The organism is Rufibacter latericius (assembly GCF_003721515.1).
Classification (GTDB): Bacteria; Bacteroidota; Bacteroidia; order Cytophagales; family Hymenobacteraceae; genus Nibribacter; species Nibribacter latericius.
Map to the genome: position 1 here is coordinate 357,423 of NZ_RJJD01000004.1, position 17,203 is coordinate 374,625.

The following is a 17,203-nucleotide window of genomic DNA, read 5'->3' on the forward strand; positions in this document are numbered from 1 at the left end:
ACAGGTGCAAACGAAAGGCCAGGCAGCAACGGAGGAAAAGCCCATAAAGGGATTTGCTTTCTGTTTAAAAGCTGCTGATTTGAACAACCCTACTTACTTATACAACCTGTTTCCTTGGTTTACAGGGCTAACGGCGCGTAGTTTCGCCCTATCTTTATAGCGATTATGGGTTAACACAGGACGAGCTTCCCCTCAAAAGGAAACGGATGTGTTCTTGAATAGAATTTTATTTTTCGGCTTATTTCATAAAAAGGCATGATAAACAGGTGGTTAGTTTCATTGTTGCTGTTGGTTTCCCAGATCTCCTTTGCGCAAGTGCGGGAAGTGACGGAGTTAACAGATAACTGGAAATTCAGAAAAGGGAAGAATGAGCAAGCCTTCCAGGTCAACTTCAATGACAAAGGCTGGCAAAAAGTAACCGTCCCGCACGACTGGGCCATCTATGGTCCTTTTGACAAGGAAGTAGACAAGCAGGTGGTGGCTATTGAGCAGAACGGGGAAAAAGTGCCTTCGGAGAAAACCGGCCGGACCGGCGCTTTGCCCTACATCGGAGAGGCGTGGTACCGGAACGAGTTTACGCTGCCGAATTACAAAAAGGGGCAAAAAGTACTCATCGTCTTTGAAGGCGCCATGAGCGAGCCCAAGGTGTTCCTGAACGGGCAGAAAGTAGGCGAGTGGGCTTACGGCTACAGCTATTTCTACTTTGATATCACCAATCAAGTGCAGGAGGGGAAGAAGAACACATTGGCCGTTCAGCTGAGCAACCAGGGCCAATCCTCGCGTTGGTACCCGGGCGCCGGGTTGTACCGCAAGGTGCAAATTATCGTGAAGAACCCGGAGAGCATCGATCAGTGGGGAACGTTCGTGACCACCCCGTTTATCTCTAACGAGTTGGCCAAGGTGAACATTAAGACCAAGGTGTCTGGGAAGAACGTGCGGATGGTGACCCAGGTGCTGGACGCTAAAGGCAACACTGTGGCCACCGACACGACCGGGAAACTCTTCGGGAACCAGTTTGAGCAGAACCTGGCCGTGCCTAACCCGCAGCTGTGGAGCCCAGAGACACCTTACCTCTACACCGCCGTCACTAAACTGTATGCAGGCAATGTGCTCAAAGACGAGGTTTCTACCCGCTTCGGGATACGCGAGATCAGCTACAAGCCTACCGTAGGGTTCAGCCTGAACGGCAAGGTGCGCAAGTTCAAGGGCGTCTGCCTGCACCATGACCTGGGTCCCTTGGGTGCCGCGGTGAACAAGGCCGCCCTGCGCCGGCAACTGCAGATCCTGAAAGACATGGGCTGCGATGCCATCCGAAGCTCGCACAACATGCCATCCATAGAGCAGCTGGAACTAGCCGATGAAATGGGCTTCATGTTCCTGGCCGAGAGCTTTGACGAGTGGGCCAAGCCAAAGGTGAAGAATGGTTATAACCGCTTTTTCGAGGAGTACGCCGAGAAAGACATTGTGAACCTGGTGCACGCCACCCGAAACCACCCCTCCATTGTGATGTGGAGCTCCGGCAACGAGGTGCCTGACCAGTGGGGTGCCGAAGGGGTGAAGCGCGCGAAACTCCTGCAGGACATCTTCCACCGCGAAGATCCTACCCGTCCGGTGACCGTGGGCATGGACCAGGTGAAAGCCACCATGGCCTCGGGTTTTGGGGCTCTTTTGGATATTCCGGGCTTAAACTACCGGGTGCACCTGTATGAAGAAGCATTCAAGGCTTTCCCGCAAGGGTTTATTCTTGGCTCTGAAACGGCTTCTACTGTGAGCTCACGGGGCATCTATAAATTCCCGGTAGAGAAGGCGGTGGAAAAGCAGTACCCTGATTTTCAGAGCTCTTCCTATGACCTGGAGTACTGCTCTTGGTCGAACCTGCCCGACGATGATTTCGTGCTGCAGGACGATAAGCCCTGGGTAATAGGCGAGTTTGTGTGGACAGGTTTTGATTATTTAGGCGAGCCCACCCCGTATGACGACAAATGGCCATCGCGCAGCTCCTACTTCGGGATCAACGATTTGGCAGGGTTGCCGAAGGACCGGTTTTACCTGTACCGCAGCCGCTGGAACAAGGAGGCTGAGACCCTGCACATTCTTCCGCACTGGAACTGGGAAGGCCGGGAGGGGCAGACCACGCCGGTGTTCGTGTACACCAACTACGACAGCGCCGAGTTGTTCGTGAACGGCAAGAGCATGGGCATTCAGAAGAAGCATGCCGCCACCCCGCAGAACCGGTACCGCCTTATGTGGATGGACGTGAAATACGAGCCCGGCACGGTGAAAGTAGTCGCCTTCGGGAAAGACGGCAAGCCCGTGGCAGAGCGGGAAGTGAAGACCGCCGGAAAGCCGCACAGGATCGTGCTGCAGCCTGACCGGAAAGAGATCTCCGCTGATGGAAAGGATATCTCCTTCGTGACCGTATCTGTCGTGGACAAAGACGGAAACCTGTGCCCTACGGCCACAAACCAGCTCACCTTCGGCGTGAAAGGAAAAGGCAGTTACCGTGCTGCTTCCAACGGAGACCCAACCTCACTGGAGCAGTTCCATCTGCCTACCATGAAGCTGTTCAGCGGCAAGTTGGTGGTGTTGGTTCAGTCCACAAACGAGGTGGGAGACATGGAACTGACTGTGAAAGGGAAAGGACTACAGACCGGTAAGGTGAACCTGAAGTCTACCCTTTAAAATGGAAACATCCATTTTCGCCAGGATGGTAGATTAATAGCGAAAACTTGGTTATATTAAGCATGCTCCTGCCTCTGACAGGAACATGAAAATAGGTGTCATTCACCCATGCCTTAGAGGAAAGGCATGGGTGAATGACATTTTCTGCCCCAATGCCAGGCATTACAAGCATCTGCGGGGATGTACCTCAGCAAGGACCCGAAAATTAGAGTGATGAACATGCGATAAAACCCAGCCGGACCTTATCCCTTTTACCCATGCGCCAACTTGCTGCCATAATGTTTTCAGACATGGTTGGTTTTACTGCGCTAATGCAGGAAAACGAACAAGCGGCAAAAGAGAAGCGCCGAAGGCTGAAGGAAGTGTTGGAAGCCTCGGTATCGGAGTATCACGGGAGAATTCTCCAGTACTATGGAGACGGGGCTTTGAGTATTTTCGGGAGCGCCATTGACGGGGTTACGTGTGCGGTGGAGATTCAGAAAACCCTGCTGCAGGAACCCAAAGTAGATCTGCGGATAGGCCTCCATTCCGGCGATATCTCCATTGAAGAGGAGACTATTTACGGCGACGGTGTGAACCTTGCCTCCAGGGTAGAATCCTTGGCCGTCCCGGGTTCGGTTTTCATTTCGGAGAAGGTTTTCGATGAGATAAGAAACCAGGAAAACCTCACCGCCCGGGAGATGGGTTATTTTGAACTGAAGAACGTGATAAGGCCTCTCCGCATCTTTGCCATTGACAACAAAGGCCTGGTGGTCCCTACCCGCGAGGAACTGAGGGGGAAAACCAAACAACCCACCAACCGTCTGGCCGTGCTGCCTTTCGTTAACATGAGCGCCGATGCCGAAAACGAATACTTCAGTGACGGTATCACCGAGGAACTGCTAAACGCCCTCACCAAAGTAAATGGCCTGCAGGTAACCTCCAGAACTTCGGCCTTCGCCTTCAAAGGGAAGAATACCGATATCCGCGAGATTGGCATCCAGCTAAACGTAGACCGGATATTGGAAGGGAGCGTACGCAAAGCCGGGAACCGGGTGCGTATTTCGGCGCAGTTGATCAATGCCGCCGACGGCTACCATATCTGGAGCGAGAACTATGACCGAAACCTCACCGATATCTTTGACGTGCAGGATGAGATAAGCGGTATCATCGCCAACAAACTGCGGGGAAATCTGGCGGAAGGTGAGCATGGAGAACCGTTGGTAGAAGTACCCACCCAAAACCTGGAGGCGTATACCCATTTCTTGAAAGGCCTGCACTTCCATAACAAGATAACCCCCAAAGATGTCAGAAAAGCGATAGCCTGTTTTGAAAAAGCCATCAGCCTTGAACCTGATTATGCCCGTGCCTATGCTTTGGCGGCCGAAGGGTATGCTTTCCTGGGGGCCACCGGACAAATGCACCCCTCCGAAGCCTTTGCCACCGTGCACAGGTACAGCGACAAGGCCTTGCAAATAGATGCTTCCCTAGCCGAAGGATATTCGGCCAAGGGATCTGCTTACTTGCTCTACGACTGGAAATGGAATCAGGCCCAGGAGTCGTTGCTGAAAGCCATAGAGCTAAACCCAGCCTCTATTGGGGCTTACCAGCTGCTTTCGTTCTATTACCTGAGCACCGGGCGGAAGCAGGAAGCGGTTGATACCATGGAAAAGGCCTTGGAGATAGACCCCTTGTCCCCAATCGTAAACCAGTACCTGGCAGAGGCTTATTTTAATGCTGGAAATACAGAAAAAGCCTTAAAACAGATAGAATCCTTATTAGACATGCATCCGCAGATGCGTATAGCTTTGGAGCTGAGGGGCTGGTGCATGGGTGTTAAAGGCGACTGGAGCAGGGCCGCAGAAATATTTGAAGAAGTCCAAAGATCCATAAACCATCCCTTGAAAGGACTCACGCCTTTGGGGTGTGCCTATGCTAAATTAGGGGAAGCCGAAAAGGCTTTTGCGTGTATTCAGAAGATAGAGCAACGGCAAGCCGAGGAACCGGGGGTAGTGCTGGACATAGACTTAGCCATGATTTGGTGGGTCCTAGGAGATAGTGACAAAGCCTTTCATTATTTGTTCCAATGCATTGAGAAAAGGATGGGGCCGGTAGCTATTCTTATTGATCACCCATTGTTCAAGGAAATACCCGATGACCCAAGATACCGGCTTCTGAAGGAGAAGCTGAACCTGGTTGGAAGCGTTTAAGCCATTGGCCTTTCCCGTAAAACCATAGAGTCTCTAGCCCATGGATTCTGTCTTTCCAGGGCATACTTGATCAACAAAGTAGAAGGACAAAATATGCCTGGGTTATTTGGTGCCAGCCACTGATTTAGCCTGTTTTACATCGGCCCGCTGGTAGGTCACGCCCCATTCATGCGCTTTGCCATCTGCTGCGGTAATGGTAGTGCCTTTCAGCACAAGTTTATCTCCTTCTACTTTGGCGGTGATATCCAGCTTATCCTTCTCGTTCATCATGGGAGGCGCCAGGATAAACTTAGGCAGGAGTTTATCGCCGGAGAGGGTGTAGGAGCCAAGAGCCACCGTCTTAGGTTTCTCCCCGTTCCTTTCAACCCACATAAAGTGCGTAGGGGTAATGAGCTGGAATTCTTTAGCGGTTGTGTCGGTCACTTTTTTCCCGTCGGCCATGTAATTGGAGGAAATTAGATTCCAGGCTCCCACCAAGGACTTATTAGAGTTAGGGTTTCCGTTTACCTTCCTGTATACCTCGTGGAGCTCCACCTTTTTGCCATCTGGGAAAATGATGTGTCCGTCTTGGTAGAGTTTATCCCCCTCCACTTTCACGGTGAAGTCCGTAGTGGCCGCATCGCTCAGTTTCTCAACGTACTTATTGCCCGTTAGGGTGTAGGTGCCATGGCCTCCATGCATCCGCAGGGTGTCGCGTATCATTCCTTTGACAATGTACATCCAGTGGGTGGGCGTAATGACCTTGTATTGCTTCACGGTGGTTACATCACGGGTAATAGGCCCTCCGTCTTCATTGGTTCCGGCCATAGAGACCATTTCCCAGGTACCCACAATGGCAGGGGAAGTTTGGGCTTGCAACTGTGCTACCATAACACAGAGCAATACCAGAATGAGAATGGTTGCTTTTTTCATGATACTAGTTTTTAAAACTGTGAATAGATTCTTTTATCTCTTAGAATTTGGCTGATAAAAGATGATTTCAAGGTATTTAAAACTGTGAATAGATTCTTTTATCTCTTAGAATTTGGCTGATAAAAGATGATTTCAAGGTATTGTGATCGAGAGTCAACAAGTAGCGCAAGGAAGTTCTTGTGGAAGGGGCGGCTTTCAATGTGAATAGAAGCGACGGATTGAATTTCCGCAAGGGAGGATTTCTGTTTTGGAGAGCATGTAGCGTTCTGAAATGCTTCTACTCAGGTAAGGAGTATTTCAGAAGAAAATGAAAGCAGGCCGGGCGGTTGTTGCTGCCAGGCAAAGGCTCTCATACAAAAAGTCGAGAAGATGAACCCAAACAGAGGAATGGCACAGGCATCGGAACCGTTGGCCTGCAGCACGGCACCATTGGAAGTGCCCATGGGAGGAAAGAGTCTACCGAATTTACAAAATCCTTTATACAGCTGGAAGATTAATCTTGCCTTTTTCAGGCCTAGTTTTAGTAGAAGACTATTTTTCTAAGCTTGCGTTTAGAAAGTAGAGTGGAAAAAGCTTCTCTTAGTAAAGGCAGGAACAAATATTTCCAGAAGCTTTCTTATTCCTTGGAAATGCCTGTAGGTGAGATTAAGTTAAAGGATGTGTGTAATTAAAAAAGCCACTTACAAGTTTTACCTCGTAAGTGGCTGATTTAGAAGCTCCCCCTCTTGGGCTCGAACCAAGGACCCCATGATTAACAGTCATGTTAATAGTAGTTTTGGTTGGTTGCAATTATTTGTAAAAACCGCTTGTTTTAGCGTAGAGGCTGTTTTATGATCATGTTTAATCATAGGTATCTGTAGGTTTTTTGATGAAATGTATGCAAATTGTATGCAAATAATAATCTTATAACAGCGTGGCTAACGTACTAACCCAAATCATTCTTGATACCAGAAGGTCGTTGAAGGATAGCACCTTTCCTGTCAAGCTAAGGCTGACCTATAACCGCAAGCAGAAATACTACCCCACAGCTTACAGCTTTACAGAAGAGGATTACGAGAAAGTGATACTCTCAAAACCTAAAGGGGCTTATAAAGATGCCCAGTTTGAGCTAAAGGAAATAGAGAAGAGGGCTAGAGCAATTATCAAGGATATGGCTGTATTTACATTTGACCTATTTGAGAAAAAGTTTGTAGATACATCTCCTAAAGGAGATGTGTTTATAGCTTTTAGCCAGCATATAGCAAAACTAAAAAGGGAGGCTAGCATAACCACAGCGGAAAGCTATACGTCGGCCCTAAACTCACTGAAAGCCTTTACTGGGAAAACAGTCCTGCCTTTTGTAAACGTAACTCCTGACTACCTTTCTAGTTATGAGCAGTGGATGCTCAGTAAGAATAAGTCTCTTACGACAGTGGGTATTTATCTGCGCTATCTAAGGGCATTGTTTAACGAGGCAATAGAAGCTGGAGACGTAGAGCAGAGGCAATATCCTTTTGGTAAGAGAAAGTACCAGATACCAGCAGGCCGCAATGTGAAAAAGGCCCTCACTATAGCAGACATTGAGAAAATAGTTACTTATGCTCCTAAAAGTGATAGTGAAGCAAAAGCTAGAGATTTATGGCTGTTTTCTTATCTGTGCAGTGGTATAAATGTAAAGGATATTGCACTACTTAAGTACAAGAACATAGACTCTGCTACCATTACCTTTGTGCGTGCTAAAACTGCAAAGTCTACTCGCCAGAATACTAAGTCAATAATAGTGTCCCTCTTGCCAGAAGCTGAGCATATTATAATGAGGTGGGGTAACAAGCCAGTTATTCCGAATTGGTATGTGTTTCCTATACTTTCTGAGGGGCTTACCCCAGAAAAGGAGTTGGCTAAGATTAAGCAAGCAACGAAGTCAATAAATACCTATATGAAGCGTATAGCTTCATCTTTAGGCATAGAGAAAGAGGTTACCACATACACAGCACGCCACTCTTATTCTACAGTTTTAAAGCGCTCTGGTGCCCCAATAGAGTTTATAAGTGAGTCTTTAGGGCATACCGACATACGTACTACCAGAAGTTATCTAGATAGCTTTGAGGATGACGCAAAGCGTGGGTATGTCTCTGCGCTTACAGCTTTTCCTAAGAAAGATTAGGAGTAAGTCAAGCTAGGTGTGAGCCATTAAGAGATTATAGAGGCGAAACTGGGGGCGGGATAAACGTCACTACGTATTCGGCCCAACACTCCTCCTCCGCCGTGCTGAAGCGGGCGGGGGTATCCACAGCCGCCATTTCCGAGGCGTTGAGGCACTCCTCCGAGCGGACCACCCAGAGCTATCTGGACAGCTTCGAGGACGAGGTGAAGCATCGGATCGCCTCTCACCTGACGGATTTCTGACCATTATTATTTTATTCATACTTCTGCTAGTTTTTGCTTACAAAGCTCTATATTTGTAACTATTCATATTTGGATTATAATAAAACAAATGTGAATCGGTAGGAATATAAATGTGAACTATGAAAGATGCAGAAGAAGAAGAAAAAGAGAAATTGCCTGGTGATGGAGGAGAAGACTTCCCTGTTGACTTGGATAATCTTAAAGATTTGTTCTTTTACCTTGAGGCAATTGCAGAGTTAGGGGGGTACCAATGCTGCTACGACAGTCCTGAGGTCTTCAAGAAAATACCAGGGCGGGGTAAGGGACTTTTCCTTCGGGACCTTGCTCCCGTCATGCTCTCCCGATTGGCTTGGATGAAGGCAATTCTTGTAAAAGATGAGAAAGCCGAAAAAGTAAAGGCTGGCTTAATGGCGATCTGCGTCCAGGAGCCGGAAGCATTCGTGCTGGCTCTATGCCTTCACTATCTCCAGAAGGCTAAGATCATAGATCATTTTACTGGGGGAGGGACATTGAAGGAAATAGAGGCCATATTGTTAATGTGCCCGCACCTCAAGAACCCAAGGCATTTCCTTAAGCATTACCGCAGTATTCCAGATAACCCAGAGGCCTTTATCGAGTTTGTTTCACTCGAAAGACTAGAGGCGGTCAAGAATTTGTTGTGGGAATTTCCTGATGCTCAATCAATTGCAAGAATTGATTTTCTGAAGAAGTTGGGCAGGGGTTAAGGGCAGGGGCTATCGAGAGAACTGCAAAAAGTTTGCCGTAGAATTGCGGCATGTTGAACACGAGAAAGGCGACGGAAAATCCATTCGCCGCAATAGATGAGAGGCTCAGCGGTCTGGAAAGGATCTCGCTGGAGCTATGCAAATTGTTCCACGCCCAAACCGGGGGAAGCCCTGACGCCGAGCGGCCGCTCAGCGCCCAGGAAGCCTCCGAGTTCCTAGGCATCCCCAAGAATACCCTCTACGCGCTGACAAGCCGCCGGGAGATCCCCTTCTGCAAGCGGGGGAAACAGCTGTTCTTCTTCCGGAAGGACCTGCTGGGGTGGCTCGACGGGGGGCGCCAGAGGACAGCCGCCGAGGTGCGGGCAGGCGCGATCGGATCGTTGGGCACCAAAAGGGGGAGGGCGTAAGCGATGGCGAACGACCTTTACCCAGACGGTGGAACCCAGGGTGAGACCCGGGGCCGGATCCAGAGCGCACGGGCCCAATCCTCAAGGGCGTACAACGCCAGGGACGGCCCAGTCGAACCGGGCTTATACCGCCGATACGCCACGGAAGCCCAAGAGGGTTTCGTGAATGGCTCAACCGGTGAACTCCTTCTCCCCTTCGGGGGAGGAGGAATACCGGAGCCTTCCTTAACTTCCTTGAGGATACATGAGATGGCGGAGCGGGCGTTGATCGACCTTGACCAAGTACAACCCGAGCCGGAGAGGTTCCTCACCCTTGCCCAAGCAGGGGAAACCTTCACCCTCGGCACCGCCGGCAACTTCTCCCTGGTGACAGGCAAGGCCAAGAGCCGGAAAACCTTCTTCACCACCATGCTCATCGCCTCGGCCCTGGCTGGAGAGACTGCGGAGGGTGTGATCCGCGGGTGCCTGCCCTATGGAAAAGAGGGAGTGTTGCTCTTCGACACCGAGCAGGGGCACCATCACGTCCAGATGGCAGCCAGGAGAGCCGTAACCTTGGCTGGGCCTGAGGCGATCGGCTGGTTGGAAACCTACAGCCTCCGCGCCTATAGCCCGGTCGACCGGCTGGCCGTGATCGAGTACCTTCTGTTAAGTACCCCAGGGGTGGGCTTGGTGGTCATTGACGGTATCCGCGACCTTGTGACCTCTATCAACGACGAGGAGCAGGCCAGCATGCTCATGGGCAAGCTCCTGAGGTGGTCAAAAGAACTGGGTATCCACATCGTGGTTGTCCTGCACCAGAACAAGGGGGACAGCAACGCCCGCGGGCATCTCGGCACAGAGGCGAACAACAAGGCCGAGATCGTTATCTCCGTCACCCTGGATAAGAACAAAGGCTCCTCATCCGCTAAGGTGGAGTGCTCCCGGGAGTTGGGGTTCAGCCCCTTCTCCTTCACCGTCAACGAGGAGGGCCTCCCGATGATCGTTGAGAGGGACGAGTCAGCGGAGGGTAAACCCGCTAAAAGGGGAAAACGGGAGATTCCGCCCGAGACCATGCGGGGCATGCTGGACCGGATCTTCGACCTGCATCCTAACCCGAAGTACGGTGAGTTGGCCAAATATCTGATGGAACAGGCTGCCGGGGAGGATTACCCGATCACACTGACTAAGGCCAAGACCCTGGTCTCGGACCTCAAGGCTAAGGGGGAGATAAGGGTCGAAGGCAAGGAAGGGACCAGGTACTCCTACTACGTGCTGGAGTTACCGTTCTAGTTTTACTGTAGCTGGCCCCTTTTATATATAGGGGCCTGCACAGTAAACCAGTAACCGGTAACCTCGGGCAGCTCAGTGCGAGGGTGTATCGGCATGGGAAAAAGAAGGATGATGACAGAAGACGCAGTCTGCAGTTTTGTAATTTTATTTGATGGGTGCCGATATAATCCCTGGGAAAGAACCCTGGAGCCGACACCCCGTGGAGGCGACTCAACAACGGAGTTGTTGATTCGGCAGAGCAATGTCCATTTCATTCCCATTCTCTGCCACCGGTTCTCTTGTGGGGTAAAATATCGGCACAACACAAGTTGGAATAAATGACAGAGTGATATGCTGTATAATATTAGGATTAGGCTGAAAACCCAATAAGTACCTAATGATCCAGTAAAGCTTTATGCCGACACTAAACGCTAGACGAAACCGCTGCTGAAACTCACCTAGGACCCACCTTAACTGCGAAAAGACTGCTAATTAGCGAAAAGCGCCCTTGGCGGAGCCATGCCTGAGCGGAAATGGCTATCAATGCAACAGGTGCAAACATCCTGATAAGAAATGCTACAATATGGATATGACTTGGGGAGGCATTTAGCCGCCCCGGGCATGGGCAGGGCACCGCCATGCTCTGACTTACCTAAAAGTAACACTTAACAAGAATAACTTAGCTTTTAACAAAATCCATAAACATGGAAAAAAATACAGAAAACGAGCAGCAGTGGGATGAAGATGAATCTCACGAACTGATGGACCAGAAGATGAGAGAAGAGGAAGCCCACCTCGCAGAGGTGATGTTTGTAACCAGGATGTCCGTCCGGGTGGTTCAGAGACAACTTTTTTACTACGAAATTGACTCGGATTACCAGGAGCAGACAGACCCTGGCCGCGCTGACTCCGTGGAGACGGAGCAAAGCGTAGAACTGGAGCAATACGAAGAGCTGCTGTCCCTGGTTAGAAGACTGGAGGCGGCCCGCGCTAAAGGGACCATGACAAACGAAAGCCTGAAAGACCCTAATGGTTCGGTTAACAAGAGGATTCATGATGAGATGGGGCAGTATGGGAACGTGTTCCAGGTGGCGCAGGAGGTCCTTGAGATGGCAAAGCACGAACTGGACATGTCGTATGGGGATATCTCGGACATGCGTTCTATGAGGGCGCGGAATAAACCCGGTTTCATGCAGCAGGATTTCCTTGCAACGCTGGATTGGAATGAAAGCCTACAGGTACTCATTGGGAAACTGCAGGAAATTCAAAAGAAGGGCTATCTTTAAGACCTACTTGTAAAGGTTGTAATACATGGCTTGGGTGCTTATGGTGCCCAAGCCATGTCCCTCCGGTACGTATCCGAAAAGGGGTGCTACTCCCTACGCGACCACAGTTATAATTACAAAAGCCTGTAAGCTAACCGCTTACAGGCTTTTTCTTTTCTATGCGTACACATATATGGACAACTTCTGAATACCTGCTGCCTTATATCTCTTAGAGAGACCTGTATTAAGGTGCGTAATTTTCTGCGAATCTCCCCTTTTTACCCACCAAAGAGCCAAGAAAAAGTAGCTTGTACAAGGGAGACCTTTGTGTTTTCACCTTTGATTTACGGCCGATTTTCTGAAAATGCCTCCAAAACGCAAAGTAGATTTGGCAAGGGAAAAGCAGCAGCGGGCCTTTGCAACAGAAACGGGTTGGCCGGAAAACCCGCCAACCCGTTTTGGTCTTTTGTGAAGAAATTAGAACCTGAAACTATTTTCCCGGAGCCTCCACAAAACTGATGGCGTACCCGCCGCCCGGCGCCACAAACTGCGACAGCTTGGACTTGTTGGTAACGTTCACCTTCCGGATGGTGTAGGCCTGCGGATTGGTTTTGTAGTGGGCGTCTTTGGCATCGGCGTAGATGGTGGCCACGTACTTTTTGCCTTTGTCCAGGAAGTCCAGCCTGATGTTGGAGGTGCGGGCCTCGTTGCCGCCCACGCTGCCCAGGAACCACTGGCCGGTGCCTTTGGCCTTGCGCGCCACGGTGATGTACTCGCCCGGCTCAGCCTCCAGGTACTTGCTGTCATCCCAATCCACAGCCACGTCTTTGATGAACTGGAACGCATCCGGGAAGCGGTCATAGTTCTCGGGCAAATCGGCGGCCATCTGCAGCGGGCTGTATAGGGTCAGGTACAGGGCCAGCTGGTTGGCCAGGGTGCTGTTCACGTGCGACTTGTTGTCGGGGTTGAGCTTGCTCAGGTCCATCTCGAAGATGCCCGGCGTGTAATCCATCGGGCCACCCAACAGTCGGGTGAAAGGAATCAAGGTCACGTGGTTTGGTTTGGAGCCTCCGAAGGATTGGTACTCGGTACCACGGGCCGACTCGTTCCCGATGAGGTTAGGCCAGGTGCGGGCTACCCCGGTGGGGCGCACCGCCTCGTGGGCGTTCACCATGATCTTGTACTCGGCGGCTTTCTCCAGGGCATGCTGGTAATGGTTCACAATCCACTGACTGTAGTGGTTCTCGCCGCGCGGCAGGATATCGCCTACGTAGCCGCTTTTCACGGCATCGTAGCCGTTGTCTTTCATGAACTGGTAAGCCTTATCCATGTGGCGCTCGTAGTTGCGCACCGAGGAAGAGGTTTCGTGGTGCATGATCATCTTCACGCCTTTGGACTTGGCGTACTCGGCGATTCCCTTCACATCAAAGTCTGGGTACGGGGTCACAAAATCGAACACGAAGTCTTTGGAGTTCCCGAACCAGTCTTCCCAGCCCACGTTCCAGCCTTCCACCAGCACGCCGTCAAAACCGTGCTTGGCCGCAAAATCAATGTAGCGCTTCACGTTGGCCGTGTTGGCGCCGTGGGTTCCGTTGGGCTTGGCTTTGGAGAAATCAGTAATCCCTATTTGTACCGTAGGGTAGTCATTGGTGTAGGACCAGGTGCTCTTGCCGGTGATCATCTCCCACCAAACGCCCACGTATTTCACGGGCTTGATCCAGGAGGTGTCTTTGATTTTGCTGGGCTCGTTGAGGTTGTAGGTCATCTTAGAGGCCAGGATGTCGCGGGCATCATCGCTCACGATCACGGTGCGCCAAGGGGTGCTGCGCGGGGCTTGCATGTAGCCTTTGTCGCCAATGGCATCAGGCGTGAGCCAGGACTCAAACACCATGTTCTTGTCGTCCAGGTTCAGGTGCATCACCGGGTAGTCAATCAACGCAGCTTCGTGCAGGTTGATGTACAGACCGTCGTTGGATTTCATCATCAAAGACGTCTGCACGCCCGTAGGCGAGAAAGTAGTCTGCGACAGGTTGTTCGTCACGGCTTTGGACATGATGCCCCTGATCTCGGAGAGTTTGGACGTGGTGTAATCGTACTCCTGGGTATCGTAGTCGCCCGCGATCCAGTAGGCGGTGTGGTCACCGGCCATGCCAAACTGGGTTCTCTCTTCCTTGATCACGAAGTAGGTGAGGTTCTTCTGGGTAGGAAACTCGTAGCGGAAGCCCAACCCGTCATCATACAAACGGAACCGTACCACCATCTTCCGGTCGGTGCCTTTTTGGTTAAGCGTCACGGCCAGTTCGTTGTAGTGGTTCTGGATGGTTTTCACCTCGCCCCACACCGGGTTCCAGCTCTCCTTCACCGAAGAGGTCTTGGTTTCCGCTACCGTGAAATTGTCATGCAGCGAAGCCTGCTGATTCACGGCCTTCTGGTCCATGTTGGCATCTGACCCGCCCGAGGCCGCCGCCGCATCCTTGGTCTTCAGCTCAAAGCCCAGTTTGCTGGGGGTGATGACCTGCTTGCCTTTGTAAGTGAGGGCATACGTGGGCACCCCTTTGCCCTGCAGCGAGAATCGCATGCTGAATTTTCCGTTGGGAGACTTTAGTTCCTGGGCCTGGGAAAAGCCAACAAAGAAAAGGAGGAGTAATGCGGTAATAAAAAACTTTGGCATTTTCTGTAATCAGTTTTGAAGGATAAATGGGGGTGAGATGTTATTATTTTAGAAGCAACACCTGATCTTCTATTTAGTGATGTTGACTTCTTGAGCCTTCCCAGAATCTGGCAATTTGACGTAAATAATATTACTTTCCTTATCCCAAGACCAAGCAGCTTTGAAGTCATTTTCTAAGCCTTCTTGCAGGGACTTCAGTTTGCCTTTTTTCACCTTAGTTGAGCCAAGGGTAACAGATTTAGGTTCTTGGCTTGCGTGCAGCTTGATCACCAGATTGCGGGGCTTCGTGGAAGTGTACCCTTTCTCTTCGCGCTCGTTCACGCGCACGGTCCAGTTATGTTTACTGGTGATGCTGGTAAATTTGGTCTTCGCGTAGATGTTTCTCAGGTAATTGTTCGTTTCGCCGTCATCTTCATACAATTCAAAAGATGCGGATTGGCCCTCGCTGGCAGGAAACACCTCTAACATGATGGGGTAAGTGGGTTTCTCATGTAGGTACTGCATCAAGGGCATCATGGGAATGATAGAGCCTTTCTTCACGAAGACCGGGGTTACGTCCAGGGGGGCATCATAGGTGATCCATTGGGAACCGTTGTAAACGGTTTTCCCATCCTTGAAATCTATCCATTGCCCTTCGGGCAGGTACACTTTCTTAGTGACGGCGCCTTTCTCTACTACCGGGGCCACCAAGAGTTCTTTCCCGAACATGAACTGGGTATCGGCTTTGAACGTCTCCACATCATTGGGGAACTCCAGTAGCAGAGCCCGCATGAGCGGGACACCGGTGTCATGCGCCTCTCGTCCGTAGGTGTAAATGTATGGGAATAGCTTGTATTTTAACTCAATAGCCTCTTTCGATCTCCTTTCGGCATCCGGGCCGAATAGCCATGGCTCCACGGCAGTGTTTCCTTCGTGGTGGGCGCGGCTCAATGGATTGAATACGCCAAACTGCATCCAGCGGGTATAAAACTCGGCCATGGCCGGATAATCCTTGATATCCCCGCAATAGCCCGAAATATCACAGGCCCAGAATGGAATCAACCCCATGCCCGCAGATAAACTCATAGGAATCTGGTTCGCTAATTGCCCCCAACCCTCCAGCACATCACTGCCGTTACCAGAGTCCCCGGACCATCCGAAGGTGTAGCGCTGCAGACCTGCGTATGCGGCCCTAGTCATCTGGAATATTCGCTGATTGGGATTGTGCTTCTCGAACTGTTCTTTTACTACTTTGTCCCAGGTGAGGCCGTACACATTGTGGATTTCCTCGTGCATTCCCAAGTGGTGTCTCATGTTAAGGCGGTCCACAGCATCTTCATTGCTCCAAGCAGGTTCACCCATGTCCGTCCAGAAGCCTTTCACCCCGTCGGCCAGCGGTTTTTGCTGGTAGGTACCCCACCAATCGGCCACGCCGGGTTTGGTGAAATCCACCACGCCGCAGTTACCACCCCACGGCCAAGGCATGTCATAGGATTTCCCGGTGCGGATATCGGTGGCGAAATAACCCAAAGAATCAGCCTCGCTCCATTGCTTCTTGTTTGCTTGGGAAATCACCGGATCTTGGGAGACAATCATCTTGAACCCATCGGCGGCCAAGTCTTTCAACATCTGTTTCGGATTCTGGTAACCGCGTCCCCACTCAAAATCCTGCAGGTTCTTGGTCCAGCCTATGTCCTGATACATGATGTCGATGGGAATCTTGCGGGCGCGGTATTCTTTGGCTATGTCACGGGTCATGTCTTCGCGGGTCATAAGCCCCCGGCTCTGCGAGAACCCAAACGCCCACTTAGGCGGCATAATAGGCTTGCCTGTCAATTGGGTATAGCCCTCAATTATTTGCTTATAGTTATTACCGAAGATGAAGTAATACAGCATCTCGCCACCGGGTGCCTCAAAAGAGAAGTAGTCATTGGATTCGCTGCCCAGCTTAAACTCTGTCTTATGCGTGTTGTCAAAGAAGATTCCATATTTGTAGCTGCTCATGAAAAACGGAATACTTTTGTAGAGTGGGTCTTGGGTGGGACTGTAGCATGGTTGGTCGCTATTCCACATTTTGTAGGTCAGTCCACGTTTGTTTAATGGACCCGATTTCTCCCCTAACCCAAAGAATTGTTCATCAGCCCTCAATGACTTATACGCCACCAAACGGTCTCCTTCTTTCACTAGGCCACGATCTTTGAAATCGCTGAGTAGCAGCTTTTGGTACTTGTCAAAAATTTGAAGCTGAAAAGGGTCTTTGTTTACCCGGATGCGCAGAAAATCGGTAAAAATCTCGTACACCTGCGCCTGCTCATTAACCTGCAACGTTCCAACGTCCTCCAGCTTCTCATTTATGACGGCGAAGGACTCATTGTTGCGCTTGAACACGCCGGTGGGTTCGTACCACACTTTCACCACTCCCCGACTGCACAGTTCCAGCAAGACTTTCTGATTATTCTGCGCGGTAAAAACTACTTGGTTGCCGGTTACTTTATACGAACTAACCTTACCAGGACTTAGGGATTTAGGCGCAGTTTGCCGGGCAAAAGCAAGACTGCTTAGCAGGAGGAACTGAAGAAATAGGAAATTGTATTTCATAGTAGGAACAGGAACTCGGTTATAAAAGTGTGTTTTCAGGTTAGTTTCCGAAAAGGAGGTTCAAATCAGATCATGCAGTTCCACAATCGTGTGAGAATGATAACTCATGCCAATGAGGGTATCCCCTGACTTTACAAAATCA

10 protein-coding genes are annotated in these 17,203 nt (G+C 50.5%); 7 read left to right on the forward strand and 3 right to left on the reverse strand.

Going from position 1 to position 17,203, the window contains the following annotated elements; all coding sequences use genetic code 11:
• Positions 1-255: 255 nt before the first annotated feature.
• Both EFB08_RS09375 and EFB08_RS09380 read left to right on the forward strand, forming a co-directional pair.
• Positions 256-2,682: a DUF4982 domain-containing protein gene (locus EFB08_RS09375; protein WP_123126680.1), complete on the forward strand. Its 2,427-nt coding sequence runs from the start codon at positions 256-258 to the stop codon at positions 2,680-2,682.
• Between the two features lie 257 nt (positions 2,683-2,939).
• Positions 2,940-4,871, forward strand: coding sequence for an adenylate/guanylate cyclase domain-containing protein (locus EFB08_RS09380; protein ID WP_123126681.1), 1,932 nt, complete (start codon positions 2,940-2,942; stop codon positions 4,869-4,871).
• A gap of 102 nt (positions 4,872-4,973) precedes the next feature.
• Here the strand turns inward: EFB08_RS09380 and EFB08_RS09385 are convergent, their stop codons facing one another.
• Positions 4,974-5,783, reverse strand: a complete 810-nt coding sequence (locus EFB08_RS09385; protein ID WP_123126682.1) for a hypothetical protein — start codon at positions 5,781-5,783, stop codon at positions 4,974-4,976.
• A gap of 913 nt (positions 5,784-6,696) precedes the next feature.
• Between EFB08_RS09385 and EFB08_RS09390 the strand changes: the two genes are divergently transcribed.
• The 5 genes from EFB08_RS09390 (at position 6,697) to EFB08_RS09410 (ending at position 11,834) form a co-directional block, all read left to right on the forward strand.
• Positions 6,697-7,926, forward strand: coding sequence for a tyrosine-type recombinase/integrase (locus EFB08_RS09390; protein WP_123126683.1), 1,230 nt, complete (start codon positions 6,697-6,699; stop codon positions 7,924-7,926).
• Between the two features lie 361 nt (positions 7,927-8,287).
• On the forward strand, positions 8,288-8,893 hold the full coding sequence (locus tag EFB08_RS09395) for a hypothetical protein (RefSeq protein ID WP_123126684.1): 606 nt from the start codon (positions 8,288-8,290) through the stop codon (positions 8,891-8,893).
• A 50-nt stretch (positions 8,894-8,943) separates the two neighbouring features.
• Positions 8,944-9,300, forward strand: a complete 357-nt coding sequence (locus EFB08_RS09400; RefSeq protein WP_123126685.1) for a helix-turn-helix domain-containing protein — start codon at positions 8,944-8,946, stop codon at positions 9,298-9,300.
• A gap of 3 nt (positions 9,301-9,303) precedes the next feature.
• Positions 9,304-10,569 (forward strand): AAA family ATPase, encoded by a 1,266-nt coding sequence (locus EFB08_RS09405; RefSeq protein WP_123126686.1) that lies wholly within the window; start codon positions 9,304-9,306, stop codon positions 10,567-10,569.
• A gap of 683 nt (positions 10,570-11,252) precedes the next feature.
• Positions 11,253-11,834 (forward strand): hypothetical protein, encoded by a 582-nt coding sequence (locus EFB08_RS09410; RefSeq protein WP_123126687.1) that lies wholly within the window; start codon positions 11,253-11,255, stop codon positions 11,832-11,834.
• A gap of 469 nt (positions 11,835-12,303) precedes the next feature.
• On the opposite strand, the gene EFB08_RS09420 is transcribed toward EFB08_RS09410, so the two are convergent.
• Both EFB08_RS09420 and EFB08_RS09425 read right to left on the reverse strand, forming a co-directional pair.
• On the reverse strand, positions 12,304-14,484 hold the full coding sequence (locus EFB08_RS09420; protein ID WP_123126689.1) for a glycoside hydrolase family 97 protein: 2,181 nt from the start codon (positions 14,482-14,484) through the stop codon (positions 12,304-12,306).
• Between the two features lie 69 nt (positions 14,485-14,553).
• Positions 14,554-17,061 carry a glycoside hydrolase family 31 protein gene (locus EFB08_RS09425; RefSeq protein WP_123126690.1) on the reverse strand — a complete coding sequence of 836 codons (2,508 nt, stop codon included), beginning with the start codon at positions 17,059-17,061 and terminating at the stop codon, positions 14,554-14,556.
• Between the last annotated feature and the right edge of the window lie 142 nt (positions 17,062-17,203).